We start from the raw sequence: 14,000 nt of genomic DNA on the forward strand, positions 1-14,000 counted from the left end.
TCCTCACTTACGCTACCATTTGAATTGACTGATGGACTTCTGCAACTCTTGCGAAAGCTCATTCAGATTCGCGCTGGAACGGGCGATTTCTTGCATGCTGGCAAGCTGTTCTCCTGCCCCCGCCGATACGCCTTGGGTATGTACGGCTGCTTCCTGTGCGAGGCGATTCATTTCATCCATAGCAGATACGACCTGCTGTATGCTTGCTGACATTTGCTCGGTAGCTGCGGATACGTCCTGAATTTGACCCGCAACCTCCTGAGAAGACGCTACGATACGTTGGAAGGTGACACCTGCTTCTTGAACGACTTCTGCACCTTTTTTAGCCTCTTGGGTTCCATCCATCATGACATGCACGACCTGCGTGGTTTCTTGCTGGATTTCCCCAATCAGTCTCGCAATCTCGCGCGCAGATTCCTCTGACTGTTCTGCGAGTTTACGAACCTCATCGGCTACGACAGCAAATCCCCTGCCGTGTTCTCCTGCACGCGCCGCTTCAATCGCCGCGTTGAGCGCCAGCAGATTCGTTTGGGAAGCAATTCCAGTAATCACGTCAACAATTTGGCCAATGGCTTCTGACCGCACCCCGAGCAGTTGCACGAGATCCGCTGCGTGATTCACTGAGTTGGAGATCGTATTCATCTGATCAACGGCTTGCTGAATATGAATATTTCCTTGCTCTGCATCCTCTGCTGCCTGTGCCGATGATTCAGAAACCGAACCAGATGTATCGGCAATCCGCTGAATGGCAATCGACATTTCTTCCATGACACGAACACTGTCTTGCGTACGATGCGTTTGTACTTCGGAGGCAGAGGCGATTTGCTGCACACTACTGATCGATTGTTCTGTTGCAAAGGCGGACTGCTCCGCGCTCGCCGACAATTCCTCTGAGGAAGCAGCGACTTGCTCACCCGCTACTTTTACTTGTTCGATCAATGAACGAAAATTCGTTACCAATTCATTGAAAGCAGTACCAAGTGTCCCTACCTCATCACGAGTCACGTAGGTAACAGGGGCAACTGCCATGTTTCCGTTCGCTAATTGCTGCATACGGCTTGAAACGATGCGCAGTGGGTCCGCGATCATCCGGGAGATAATGAACCCCAGTACACTACCTAATACGATCGACAGTATGCCAACCACAATCAGGAATGTAATTGCTTCCTCTGTTTCGGCTTGGTTTTCCTTCTGCATGGCGACTGCCTGCTCTGATTTGTAATTCGCCCATTCGAGCTGTTCCTGATTAATCCAATTCAGCGTCTTATCCGTTGCACGATAAAACGAATAGGCTTGATCCGCTTTCCCCTCGTGGATCATTTTAATGACCTCGCCCTGGTCTTTGCGATACTGCTCGATGAGCTCCTTTAGCATCGTAACTCTTTCTTGTTCTTGTGCATCCAACTTAGCGTTCTGGAGATATTGGAACGTTTGATTTGCTGTTTCCATTCGCAAGTCAAGCTCCGTTTTATATTCGGCAAAGACCGCAGGAGATGGATCGAGAATCATTTTATAGACTAATCCATCAATCGCGCGGATTTCTTGTCTCCAGTCGTTAATCCACTTAACGGGAAGAAGCTGCTCTTCGTACATGGCCTGAATGCGTTCACCTTGGACTTGCACATGATAATATCCGGTGAATCCGACAGCACACAAAAAGACGGCCATCATCACAATCAAGCTAAACAGTTTGGCTCGGGTGCTGAGGTTACGTAATAGACTCATCGTTGCGGCAATCCTTCCTGTGTCAAATAGGTAAGCTAGAAAAAGCGCGAATATTGTCTAATCTTACCAAAGTTTGTCGAATAAGTCGATAGTCGTAGTCACTTTCTCACACATCGAGCACAGATAGAATCGTAATCTCTGCAATTTGAACGTCAGGCTCATAGCAAATATAATACGTTAGCTCCGGGCTGATCCGATACCGAATCCCCCGGTATCCACAGGCAATCAAATACGCGCGCACTTTATCGCCTGTCCATTCCAGCCACTCTTCATAGCCCATTTTGTTCTGTCTCTGTTCGAGTTCCTCTTCTGAATAAGCAGTGCGCAATGCATCCATGCGCAGTTCATTTTCCCCATAGCGCTCGTCCAAACAAACGAGACCCTGCAAATGAAGCTGCTGACTCAACACAACCGCCTTCTCCCCATTGGTCTCTGCATGACAAATCGCATACTGTGCGGCAATTTCCGGATTGCTCACCAAGTAAACACCAGCGCCAAACACTGCCTTTGCACTAGCACCGTTTATAAAATGACGCCGTTCTGCTCTCTCATACTTTTGCGCTTTCACGACGCGAAGACCCTCGCCGTATTCGACCCCTCGATATACAATCTGCCTCATCCCTGAACGCCCCTTTTGACTCTGATGGAATCCTTCCAATGATGTGAAAAGGAGGAAGGCGCGTATCCGGCACCTCCCTCACTCTTGTATTAAGGCAATAGCTTTACCATATCTTCGTAGGTTTCCGGTCGGCGATCCCGGTAAAATTGCCACGTATCCCGCACCTCATGAATTTTGTTACGGTCCATTTCAGCGAGAACGACCTCATCCTGATCCCGACTCCCGATGGCAACAAACTGCCCTCGCGGATCGACCAAGTACGATTGTCCGTAAAACTCCCCCATGTTCCACGGTGCTTCTGTCCCTACCCGATTAATCGCTGCCACATAATAACCGTTGGCTACGGCATGAGCTGGCTGCTCGAGCTTCCACAAGTATTCAGATAAGCCAGCGACGGTCGCAGACGGATTGAATACGATCTCCGCCCCATTCAAGCCCAGCAGTCGTGCGCCTTCCGGAAAATGGCGGTCATAGCATATATAGACCCCGACCTTGGCAAAAGCGGTTTCAAAAACGGGATACCCGAGATTGCCAGGCTTAAAGTAATATTTCTCCCAGAATCCGCACCCGCTGCTGCCCACTCCAACATGCGGAATATGCTGTTTGCGATATTTACCCAAATACGTGCCATCCGCATCAATCACAGCGGCAGTGTTGTAGTACGTACCAATCCCCACGCGCTCGTACACAGGTAAAATGAGTACGGTTCCTAACTCGCGGGCAAAGGAAGAGAAAAGCTGCACGGTTGGTCCATTTGGAACTTCTTCCGCTGATTCGTACCATTTCGATTGCTGTTCGGCACAAAAATACGGGCCATAGAAGATTTCTTGCAGACAGATGATTTGTGCCCCTTTGGCTGCCGCCTCCCGCACCATCCTCTCATGCTTCTCAATGGCTTTTTCTTTGTGCAAATGGACTGGTTCGTCTCCGTGGACATCGTTTTTCGCCTGAATCAAGCCGATGCGAATGATATCTGCCATAATCGCCCTCCTCACCTTTTTACGCTGTCATTTCTTACGGTCTTGCAAAGGTCGATCGTTTTACAAAGCGTCCAGCCCCGGCTTGACCGACGAATTGCTGATCGCGAATGACAAATGAGCCTCGCGACAGCACCGAGATGATATCGCCGTTTACCACCATTCCTTCAAATGGATTGTAGTCGACATTCATATGGTGAGTTTCAACGGAGATCGTGCGCTTCACGGTTGGATCAAACAACACGATATCCGCGTCCGAGCCTACCGCAATCGTTCCTTTTTGCGGGAACATCCCGAACAGTTTGGCTACTTTTGTAGAGGTCATATCGACGAACTGATTGAGGCTAATCTTGTCCTTTGCTACCCCTTCCGAGAAGAGGAGACGCATCCGGTCCTCAATGATTGGTCCACCATTCGGGATTTTCGTGAAATCCCCTAGCCCCAGCTCTTTTTGACCGGAGAAATTAAAAGAACAATGATCAGAGCCAACCGTTTGCAAAATGCCATTTTTCAACGCGCTCCACAAGACGTCCTGATTCCATTTTTCCCGGAGCGGAGGCGACCAGACGTACTTCGCTCCTTCAAAGTCCGGCTTCTGTAGATCCGTAATATCGAGTACCAAATATTGCGGGCATGTCTCCCCGTACACATTCCATCCTTTTTCGCGAGCCTCTGCTATCCTTCGTACTGCCTCAGCACACGATACATGCACGACATACAGTTGGGCATCTGCCAGTGCAGTCAGTGCAATCGCACGTCCTGTTGCTTCTCCTTCTGCTTCTGGTGGGCGGGTGTAAGCGTGGTACACGGGGTCTGTCTGCCCGTTTGCAATCGCCTGCTTGATCAAATAATCCAGAACGTCTCCATTCTCTGCATGGACCTGTACAAGGGCACCTAGTTCCTTAGCCCGAACCAACGTTTTAAATAGCGTCTCATCATCGGCCATCAGCACGTTTTTGTAGGCCATGAATACTTTGAGCGAAGTAATTCCTTCATTTCGCACGACTGCTCCTAATTCCTCGAGAACTTGATCATTCGCATCTGAAACCATCAGGTGGAAGCCGTAGTCGATGACTGCTTTGCCCCTTGCTTTTTCGTGCCAGGTCGAAATGGATGAATGTAATGGCTCCCCTTTATTCGTCAGACAAAAATCGATGATGCTCGTCGTCCCTCCAAATGCTGCTGCCTTCGTGCCTGTATAAAAGTTATCGGAAGTAACCGTTCCGCCAAAAGGCATATCGAGATGGGTATGTGGATCAATTCCTCCTGGGAAAACATAATATCCGGTAGCATCGATGTCTTCGGCATCTTTCCCATCCAGATTGGAGCCGATTGCGACTACCTTTTCCCCTTCGATCAGGATGTCCGCCTGATACGTGTCTGACGCTGTCACGACTGTGCCATTTCGAATGCACTTTTTCATTCGATGATCATCTCCCCTTCAACCCGTCACTAAGTAGACATGCCTTCCCTTGTACACGCTATGCACCACACGACGAAAACATGACGCTTTACAGCTCGCAGCTGCCACCCGCAGCCAAAGCAGCCTGCCGCTGATTCCAACTGAGAGGGGCTTTGTCGCTCGGGATCTCGACCATTTCGATCGTTCCTTCCACTGGACAAACGATGGAGCACAAATTACACCCTACACAATCTTCTTCTCGTACGACTAAGCGCTCTTTGCCCGTCGCTGTATCAGGAACAATGTCAATGCATTGATGCGAGGTGTCCTCACAAGCAATATGACACTTGTTACAATTGATACAGGTCTCTTCATGGATTCGCGCCACGACCTTGTAATTCAGATTCAGATGGCCCCAATCCGAGTACGTATGCACGGCTTTTCCGACAATATCCATTACGGACGCAATTCCACGCTGATCCAAGTAATTGTTTAGCCCATCAATCATGTCTTCCACGATCCGGAAGCCATGATGCATAGCGGCTGTACATACTTGAACACCCGTTGCTCCCATCAGCAAAAATTCAACAGTATCACGCCAATCAGAGATTCCTCCAATACCAGAGATCGGGATACCAACCTTGGGATCACGTGCACATTCTGCGACCATGTTCAGGGCGATTGGTTTGACTGCTGGTCCACAATAGCCGCCGTGCGCCCCTTTTCCATCTACATGTGGGATCGGCAGCCATTTGTCGAGATCAACCCCCATCAAGCTGTTAATCGTGTTGATCATGCTGATGGCATCGGCTCCCCCCTGGCTCGCGGCCCGCGCTGTAAACCGGATGTCCGTAATGTTTGGGGTGAGCTTGACGATGACAGGGGTTTGGGCGACTTCTTTTACCCATTCGACCTGTTGCCGGATTAAATCTGGATGCTGACCGACCGCAGAGCCCATCCCGCGTTCTGCCATGCCGTGCGGACAGCCAAAATTCAGTTCCAGTCCGTCAACACCGATTGCCTCTACCTTTTTGACAATCTCGTGCCATGCTTCCTGTTTATGTTCAACCATGAGCGACGCAATCAACGTGTGCTTCGGAAAACGGCGCTTCGTTTCATCCATTTCCTTCAAATTGACCTCAAGTGGTTTGTCCGTAATCAGTTCAATGTTATTAAAACCGAAGACTCGCTGTCCCCCGAAGTTCAGTCCTGCAAAACGGGAGGTGACGTTGATGATCGGCTCTCCGAGTGTCTTCCAGACCGCTCCACCCCAGCCTGCTTCAAAGGCACGCTGTACTTGGTAGCCTGAATTGGTCGGCGGCGCAGAGGCCAACCAGAATGGATTCGGGGATTGGATTCCCGCCAGATTAATGCTGAGATCCGCCATGATAGGTCTCCTCCTTTATACTGGTTGTTTTTGATCACGGAGCGATTGGTGGATAGCATGAGCCGCTCGTTTCCCATGATTGGCTGCATCGACTACCATCGCATCTGTCTTGCCCCCACCAAAAATGACATCGCCCGCCGCGTAAACTTTGCCATGGGAGGTTCGATAGGTGCCTTCCTCGACCTCAACAATCCCATTGCGATGATGAAGTCCAAATGATTCAATCAAAGACAGATGTCTGTTTTGTCCGATCGCTTTGACAACATAATCTACTTCGATGACAAAATGACTGCCGGGAATCTCTACTGGCCGCTTTCTTCCTTTCTCATCCGGCTCACCTAGCTCCATTCGCACCAGTTCCAATCCCTTCACTCGGCCGTTTTCCTCGAGTACACGCGTTGGGGCAACGAGCCAGCGGAATTCTACGCCATCCTGCTTGGCGAATTCGTACTCAAACTGATAACAGGACATCTCTTGAACTGTCCGCCTGTATAGAATCTGAACATTGTCTGCACCCAGCCGTTTCGAACAGGTGGCAGCGTCAATCGCCGTATTCCCCGCACCGATGATCACGACTTTTTTGCCGAGCAGCTCGTTGGATAGTGGCTTGGTCTTGGTCTCCTCCACGAGTGCAATGGCATCGAGGACACCTTCCAGTTCTTCTCCCGGGATATGCAACTGAGGGACATTACCCATACCCGCTGCCAACAGGATCGAATCATACTGGTCCAATAACTCTTCTGGCGCTACATCCACGCCGATTCGCGTATGGGTACGTATTTCTACCCCCAATGCCTCTACTTGCTCGACTTCCCATAGCGAAATTTCCTGCGGCAGACGGAACGACACGATGCCGTACGTGTTCAATCCTCCTGCCTTTTCTTTGGCTTCAAATACAGTAACTGCGTAGCCGAGACGAGCAAGCTCACGCGCTGCTGATAACCCCGCCGGTCCTGCTCCGACGATCGCTACCCGTTTTCCATTTGCTTCGCCTTTTGTAAAAAGCGTAGCTTGATTTTGGATTGCCCAGTCTGTCGCGTGACGCTGGAGAAGCCCGATCATGATGGGCTTGGAGGCTGAATTTAGTACACAGGCACCCTCACACAGCTCTTCGGTTGGACATACGCGCGCACAGCTCGCCCCAACGGGATTCGACTCCATGATCGTCCGGGCTGATCCGAACAAATTCCCGGTTGCAATTTTTTTGATGAAGGAAGGGATATCAATCGACGTGGGACAAGCCTTAATACAGGGTGCGTCGTAGCAATACAAGCAGCGATTCGCCTCATCGATGGCTTCCATCGGTTTTAGGGCAGGCACGACTTCCGCGAAATTTTTCGCGAGCTCATTGGGAATGCTCATCTGTCCACAACCTCCTCACCAGATCTAAACATGCTTGCTATTAATCAATGTGCGAAATCGCTTTTTTATGATTGTTACATTTCGTATTTGGCTAGTGAGATAACGAAATCAATCTGCTTGGATTGACATGAATGATTTCATGTTCGAATACGATAAAAACAAACAAGGAAGAAAGGGCCGTCCCGTATGAAGGATTACGACCTGGAAATCAAGGTAGTGAAACAAAAAATTGCGGATGCACACGCACTTCTTGGCCAGTTGGAAACTGAGCGCAAAAACTACCTGACGCAACTCGAAAGACGCAAAGCGTTTCTCTCTTCGCGCGAAATTCTAGACATCCTGGAGACAAAAGCTGGCCGTGTCGGCAGTATGGCTACCGTCAAACGCTGGGCAGATCAAGGCTACTTAGGGGAGTGTATAGACGAACGGGAGACCTTCCCCCTTTTGACCAGTAAACAAGGAAACAAACGATTTCTTTTTCCTCGAGAATCCGTGCTCACTTATCTATATAAAAAAGGGTATCTTCGCCCGAGCTACGAGGTTTTGGATCGTGTCCAGCTCACAAGGGATAGTACCTGCTGCTGGGGAATTATCACCTCCGTCGAGCGAAGCGATCAGCACTTCACCTACCAAGTACAATTGGACAAAACGGGAGAAGTATTGGCGGTACCAGAAGAAGAACTGCTCATCCCGTAAGGAGGCACTATGGAACTGGCCGTAATCACGCTGGAAAATACATCTGCCAATCAAGAGCGATCACGACAAATTCGCGATTTGCATAAAAAAAAGGGCCAGCCCCTCGCCATTCGATTTAGCGAAGAACTGACCCATATTATTTTAGAAGCACCATGCTTGTATATCCCTGACCAGGAATGGTTGGACGAAGCTGTTGTCATCGAAGGAATCGTAAAAAAATCAGCAGAGTACTACGAGCTACACCCCCGAACCAAAGGGAAGACTGTCAACCTTCACCTTGATTCAGAATTGGTAGCTGAGCTGGAGCTCATTCGCTCTCTCGTCAGCAGCAAGACGCAGCAGGAAGTCCTTCGCGAGTTGTTCATTCGAGGCATGCGCTCGTACTTAGCCGAGAAAGAAGCAGCCAACTCACCCATCAGCGCCAAAAAAGAACGATAATCCCTGCTCCCTACCAGGTAAACGTGATTTTGTCGCCCGTGATTTGATAGCGAACCGTATAAGTCTGATTCTTCTCTTTCATGCCGACTTCAAATACAATGGCTTTTTTCGTCAGATCTGGCTTGACTGTATCGACATCCAGCATATCAAACGGCTCGTTTGCCTTTTTCTCCGTCCCTACAATTTCTATCTTTTCATGGGTAGTAACATGATAGACTCCTACACCCATCATTGTCTGATACAAGATCCAGTTATTGTCCAGCCACGTTACTTCATCAATAAAATAACCTGGAAACAGTTGAGCTTGTGGTGTGTAGTCTGGCTGATAGAAGCGAATATTCGCGGTATTGTACAAATTGTCTGAATCAATCACCGCGATTTTTTTCTTGTCTGGTGAAAGGATTCCAGCTTTTTTCGCCAATTCGATTTTTTCTTTTTCGGTCTCGATCCTTATTTTCTCGATCAGGAACAGCGCATCTTCTTTGGAAAATACAATGTTTTTTACGTTTTTCAAATCAGCGAGATCGTCTTTGCTTGCAAAATTACTGTAGATGGTTAGCGTTGCATCATCTGGCATACCATCGTAGGCGATGCCTCTGGATGGATATTCCCAGGCGTATGTACCGATTCCTCTGAGGTGGTACGAAAAATCCGGCTTACCCCATGCACCAAAGATAGAAAAATCAGCATATTCAGCGGGTGCCCCTAATTTTTCACCGTACTCTTGCAAATTTTTAGCCATATCAACAAGTGCTTTTGTATCGGTGATTTGATCACGACGATAGATAGAAATGGCTTTTACTTTATCCTGAGCAAACGTGAAAAACAAGTGGTAGCCCTGTTCCGCATAGCCAATCAACTCAAGCTTTTCATCCGTAAAATGTGGTTTACCCAAGACTCGAACGATCTCGTCTTTTCTTTTGGAGGTCGTAATACCCTTTGCCACTTCACCTTTATAGGAAGGTTCAACGAGAACGGCAAACGCTTGCTTGTTTTCGTCCCACTTTATGCTGATTCCTTGTGGGTAATACACATAATCATCAAATTCTTTCACGGATTTCCCCAGTAGCTTCGTAAGCGAATCTTGTTTCCACTGATGGGAAGTGAAGGTATTCACGAGCAGCCCTTTTGACAAATCTGCTGGTGCCTGTACGGATGTTCCAGTACCGCTTTGCGGCGTGATTGGCATTGTCGTTGATGCGCTTGCTCCGAATGCTGTCGAAGCGAACAAACAGCAGGACAACAGTAGCATTTTCGCTTTCTTTTCCACTTCATTCCCTCCCAAACTATCAGCCTGACTATACAACCATCGCCATAAAACAACGGCTATCCCTAAATTATACCAGAAATAGACAAAATCCGCTAAACGGATTTTTTCATGCATAATCCATGTAACAGAATAAAGCGTCCTTTCCCCGCTGTTGTGAAGGGAAGGACGCTTTTCGATGCACGCTATTTACTTCGATTCGCCGTTGAGATAATTGAAGAACGGTTGATCCACCCAAAATTTGTATGTCTCTACCTTTACTTTGTCATTCAGCTTTTGGAAGCCTTCCACGACTTTAGGTGATTCTTCATTCAGAGAGAAAGACTGCACGACATAACGGCCATCTTTTAACACGTTGTTCGTAATGACAGCATAATCTGCCAGCTCCGTGCGGGAATGATACAGCGGCTGCCACCAAGAAGCCTTGAGCAATCCGGTCATGTCCTCTTGATCCCGTTTGGCGTATTTCAAAACGAGCGGCTGGAACTTCTCTTTCTCTTCCACACTGTCGAATTCCAGGCTGAGATCGTACTCCTTGGCATACGCAATGTAGTTGCCGTTTTCAATCTGAACCACCTGATAATCGGCTGTTTGAACAGGCTCTCCCCATTCCTTCAAGTAAATGAAAGCAGATGTTTTCGGTTCAAATTGAACCTTGGCATCGACGCCTTCACTTTTTAACAAGCCGATTAATTGAATGGCGTGCGCGATATCACTATGCCCATACGTAATCGTGCGCTGTGGATCAAAATGAGGATCGAATGTGGCATCCTTCAGATTGTAGCCAGTAATCAGGTTTTGCTTCAAGCCTTTGTCTACGAGCTCTTGCAATTCGCCGGCTTTAATGATTTGCGATTCGTTCCACGCCTGTGCAAGCTTGCCAAAAATCTCTTCATCGGCGATTGTGCCCAGATAGTTTTTGGCAGAGCCATGGAACTCTGCTACTTTGGCTAGTAATTGACTCGCAAGCTCTGCGGATACTGCTCCTTCTACAGAAGCTGACTTCAAGGCATTGGCGGACACAAGCCTCGTGTCAATGGCCACAGCCAGCTCTTGTGCAGCCTGCAAGGTCAGCGCCCCGCCTTTTTTGTACGAAATCCCTGCTTTTTTCAAGGCAGCCGCTACTTTTTCCTCGCTATATGTATACCCGAGCTCTTTTAACTCAGCAGCTTTTGCGGCAGCGCTAACCGCTTCCCATACAACCAGCTTGGAGGCATCTTTGGATGCAGGCAAGAAAGTTTTGGCTGACAAGTCTTTTTCCGATATACTTGTGGTAGTAGATACGATCTTGAGCAATGCTTTCTCAAATTGCTCGCGAGTTACCGTCTTGTCAAATTTCACACCGTATTGCTGCTGCAAAAAGCTGCTCCACTCTGTGTGTGCTTCTACCGTGGTTTTCGTTGTTGCACCTACAGCAGTTGGAAAAACGAGTGCCGCTGAGAGTACGGCAGCCGAAGCGGAGAGTTGTAGCCATTTCGCTGATCTGTTCATGAAGAATCCTCCTGACGTATGAAGATGAATCATATTAATATTATTCCTATATGTTTACTAGGTATATAATCAACTACCTTAGCACTCCTGCACTCGTCCTGTCAATAACTAGAATAACCCGAATTCCTCGCACAAACGGAGGCTTCGGGTTATTTTTTCACTCGTTCTTATTTATCCAGCTCTGACCATTTGTTTACTTTCACCGGTGGTGTGTAATCGCGCATCCGATCTAGCAAAATAGCGGGATCACTCTCGCACAGAATCAATTCGCCCTGCATAGCAGGAATAAATCCAGCTTCGGTCGCATGCTCCACCATTTGCATCAACGGCGTATAGTAGCCGTCCACGTTCAACAGTCCGATTGGCTTTTGGTGAATGCCAATTTGACCCCAGCTCACCACTTCGAAAATTTCTTCAAAGGTACCCAATCCACCTGGCAAAGCAATGAAGCCATCAGACAGATCGATCATTTTCGCTTTGCGCTCGTGCATCGTCAGGACCTCATGCAATTCTGTCAGCCCTTTATGTACGATTTCTCCGCGGAACAGTCCCGTAGGCATGACGCCGATCGCTTTGCCATCGCCTTCCAGTACTGCATTTGCAACACGTCCCATCAGTCCCATGCTAGAACCACCATAGACTAATTCAAGACCACGAGCGACCAATTCTTTTCCCAACTCCTGTGCGTACCGCTCAAAAAGTGGATTTACACCCGGATTGGAACCTGCATAAACACAAATACGTTTCATGTCATCCTCCCAAAACTTGTTGAAGTAGAATGTTTCCCTGAATTTCTTTGCGTGTAATATAATTATACTAAAATCAGGAAGGGACAGATATATGTGAATATAACTGAGTTTCAAAAATGGGTTGGAGATTTTTATCAAGAGCGCGGATGGACTGGGTATGGTCCGTTTATTCGTGTAGGATTTCTGATGGAAGAAGCTGGCGAACTGGCAAGAGCTGTACGCGCCATTGAAATTGGTCGAGATCGTCCTGATGAAGGGGAAAAGCCGGCAGAGGAAGCTCGGCAGGAGCTGGTGGAAGAGCTGGGCGATGTACTCGGGAATTTAATCTTACTGGCAAACCAATACGAGGTTCCTTTTGAGGAGATATTGGAAGCACATCGAGCAAAGCTGCAAAAGCGCTATCAGCTCCATCGTTGAATACATACAGCGGCATTCTAGGTTTTTCGTACCTCCTAGTCTGCCGCTGCTCTCATCAATCCGTCTTTTCGTCCAAGCTACCCCTACTCTAACGTATCAAAGGCTTCCCTCATTACCTGCGCAATAAAATCGATATCATCGCTCGTCGTGGTAAACGGTGGCGAGAGTGTCAGCACATTGTTGAAGCTCGGAATGGTGTCGCCATTGCGTCCGATGATTAGCCCACGCTTCTTGCACTCTGCAATCACCTGTGTTAATTTCGCTGGCGCCGCAGGTTCCTTTGTTTTGCGATCCTCAACCATCTCGATCCCCATCAGGAAGCCGAAGCTGCGAATGTCTCCAACGTAAGGATGATCTGCGAGAAACGCGAGCTTGGCACGCAATTCTCCACCGAGTTCTTCCGCTCTCTCCACCAGTTTTTCCTCTTCTAAAATTTCGAGATTTTTCAGGGCAAGCGCGCATGCCGCCGGATTGCCGCCGAACGTATTGACATGACGGAAATGCAGATTATTCCCCTGCTCATTAAATTTGTCTGCAATTTCTGCCCGCACAGCCGTTGCAGAAAGTGGCAGGTAGGCGCTTGTAATCCCTTTGGCCATAGTCACGATGTCTGGCTTGATTCCGAAGTTTTGGTGGCCGAACTTTTGACCGGAGCGACCGAATCCGCAGATGACCTCGTCTACGATCATCAACACGCCGTACTTATCGCAGATTTCCCGCACTTTTGGCATGTATTCCGGCGAAGGAACAAGAACGCCTCCCCCTGTAATGGTCGGCTCCATGATGACCGCTGCTACTGTCTTTTCACCTTCCCAATTGATCACTTGATCGTAATATTGGGCGCACTCCAGATTACATTTGCCGTATGTTTTTCCAGCCGGACAGCGATAACAGTAAGGCGGCGGTACATGAAGGAAGCCAGGCGCTAATGGCTCGTATTTTTCCTTTCGTATGGATTGACCAGTTGCAGCGAGAGCCCCCATCGTATTCCCGTGGTAAGCCCGATGTCGCGAAATGAATTTGTAACGGCCCGACTCCCCGTTCTGGTGATGATATTGACGGGCAATCTTGAATGCGACCTCGTTCGCTTCCGAGCCACTGTTGGAAAAGAAAACGCGATACTCCTCCCCAAGCCATTCGCTAATCTTCTCGGATAGACGAATAGCGGGTACGTGGCTTTGTGTGAGTGGAAAATAAGCCAATTGCTTCAACTGCTCATAAGCGGCGTCTGCGAGCTCCTGTCGACCATAGCCAACGTTGACACACCACAAACCAGACATCCCATCCAGATATCGGTTCCCGTCGATATCGGTGATCCACGATCCGCTCGCTTCCGTTACGATCATCGGATTGGGGTTGTAGGGGGACATATGGTGCCACATATGCGAACGGTCGGCATCCAGCAAGCGCTCTTTATCAAAATCTTTCGTTACTTGTCCTTGCTCCATCGCGCAATCCTCCTTATTTTTT

General features: G+C 48.6%; 13 protein-coding genes. 3 read left to right on the top strand and 10 right to left on the bottom strand.

Features of this window, described 5'->3' with window-relative positions; genetic code table 11:
- Positions 1-12 precede the first annotated feature (12 nt).
- From ASG16_RS29235 to ASG16_RS29260, 6 genes are all read right to left on the bottom strand, one after another.
- Positions 13-1,725 (bottom strand): methyl-accepting chemotaxis protein, encoded by a 1,713-nt coding sequence (locus ASG16_RS29235; RefSeq protein ID WP_056488033.1) that lies wholly within the window; start codon positions 1,723-1,725, stop codon positions 13-15.
- Between the two features lie 106 nt (positions 1,726-1,831).
- Positions 1,832-2,344: a hypothetical protein gene (locus ASG16_RS29240; protein ID WP_056488036.1), complete on the bottom strand. Its 513-nt coding sequence runs from the start codon at positions 2,342-2,344 to the stop codon at positions 1,832-1,834.
- A gap of 89 nt (positions 2,345-2,433) precedes the next feature.
- Positions 2,434-3,324 (bottom strand): nitrilase-related carbon-nitrogen hydrolase, encoded by an 891-nt coding sequence (locus ASG16_RS29245; protein WP_056488041.1) that lies wholly within the window; start codon positions 3,322-3,324, stop codon positions 2,434-2,436.
- Positions 3,325-3,358: 34 nt separating this feature from the next.
- On the bottom strand, positions 3,359-4,744 hold the full coding sequence (hydA, locus tag ASG16_RS29250; RefSeq protein WP_056488044.1) for a dihydropyrimidinase: 1,386 nt from the start codon (positions 4,742-4,744) through the stop codon (positions 3,359-3,361).
- Between the two features lie 88 nt (positions 4,745-4,832).
- A complete protein-coding gene (preA, locus tag ASG16_RS29255) occupies positions 4,833-6,110 on the bottom strand; it encodes an NAD-dependent dihydropyrimidine dehydrogenase subunit PreA (RefSeq protein ID WP_056488046.1) in 1,278 nt (425 codons plus the stop codon).
- 15 nt (positions 6,111-6,125) lie between these two features.
- Positions 6,126-7,472: an NAD(P)-dependent oxidoreductase gene (locus ASG16_RS29260; RefSeq protein WP_056488049.1), complete on the bottom strand. Its 1,347-nt coding sequence runs from the start codon at positions 7,470-7,472 to the stop codon at positions 6,126-6,128.
- Positions 7,473-7,658: 186 nt separating this feature from the next.
- Between ASG16_RS29260 and ASG16_RS29265 the strand changes: the two genes are divergently transcribed.
- Positions 7,659-8,168 carry a hypothetical protein gene (locus tag ASG16_RS29265; RefSeq protein WP_056488051.1) on the top strand — a complete coding sequence of 170 codons (510 nt, stop codon included), beginning with the start codon at positions 7,659-7,661 and terminating at the stop codon, positions 8,166-8,168.
- A gap of 9 nt (positions 8,169-8,177) precedes the next feature.
- Positions 8,178-8,606 carry a hypothetical protein gene (locus tag ASG16_RS29270; RefSeq protein WP_056488054.1) on the top strand — a complete coding sequence of 143 codons (429 nt, stop codon included), beginning with the start codon at positions 8,178-8,180 and terminating at the stop codon, positions 8,604-8,606.
- 10 nt (positions 8,607-8,616) lie between these two features.
- Here the strand turns inward: ASG16_RS29270 and ASG16_RS29275 are convergent, their stop codons facing one another.
- The 3 genes from ASG16_RS29275 to ASG16_RS29285 form a co-directional block, all read right to left on the bottom strand.
- Positions 8,617-9,876, bottom strand: a complete 1,260-nt coding sequence (locus ASG16_RS29275; RefSeq protein WP_082517177.1) for a hypothetical protein — start codon at positions 9,874-9,876, stop codon at positions 8,617-8,619.
- Positions 9,877-10,062: 186 nt separating this feature from the next.
- On the bottom strand, positions 10,063-11,364 hold the full coding sequence (locus ASG16_RS29280) for a hypothetical protein (protein WP_056488057.1): 1,302 nt from the start codon (positions 11,362-11,364) through the stop codon (positions 10,063-10,065).
- Between the two features lie 167 nt (positions 11,365-11,531).
- Positions 11,532-12,113, bottom strand: a complete 582-nt coding sequence (locus ASG16_RS29285; protein ID WP_056488061.1) for an LOG family protein — start codon at positions 12,111-12,113, stop codon at positions 11,532-11,534.
- Between the two features lie 93 nt (positions 12,114-12,206).
- Between ASG16_RS29285 and ASG16_RS29290 the strand changes: the two genes are divergently transcribed.
- Positions 12,207-12,530 carry a MazG nucleotide pyrophosphohydrolase domain-containing protein gene (locus tag ASG16_RS29290; protein ID WP_056488064.1) on the top strand — a complete coding sequence of 108 codons (324 nt, stop codon included), beginning with the start codon at positions 12,207-12,209 and terminating at the stop codon, positions 12,528-12,530.
- 83 nt (positions 12,531-12,613) lie between these two features.
- Here ASG16_RS29290 and ASG16_RS29295 read toward each other — a convergent pair whose 3' ends face one another.
- Positions 12,614-13,978 (bottom strand): aspartate aminotransferase family protein, encoded by a 1,365-nt coding sequence (locus ASG16_RS29295; protein WP_056488067.1) that lies wholly within the window; start codon positions 13,976-13,978, stop codon positions 12,614-12,616.
- Positions 13,979-14,000: the final 22 nt, after the last annotated feature.

It is taken from the genome of Brevibacillus sp. Leaf182, assembly GCF_001423865.2.
In the GTDB taxonomy this organism is placed as follows: domain Bacteria; phylum Bacillota; class Bacilli; order Brevibacillales; family Brevibacillaceae; genus Brevibacillus; species Brevibacillus brevis_C.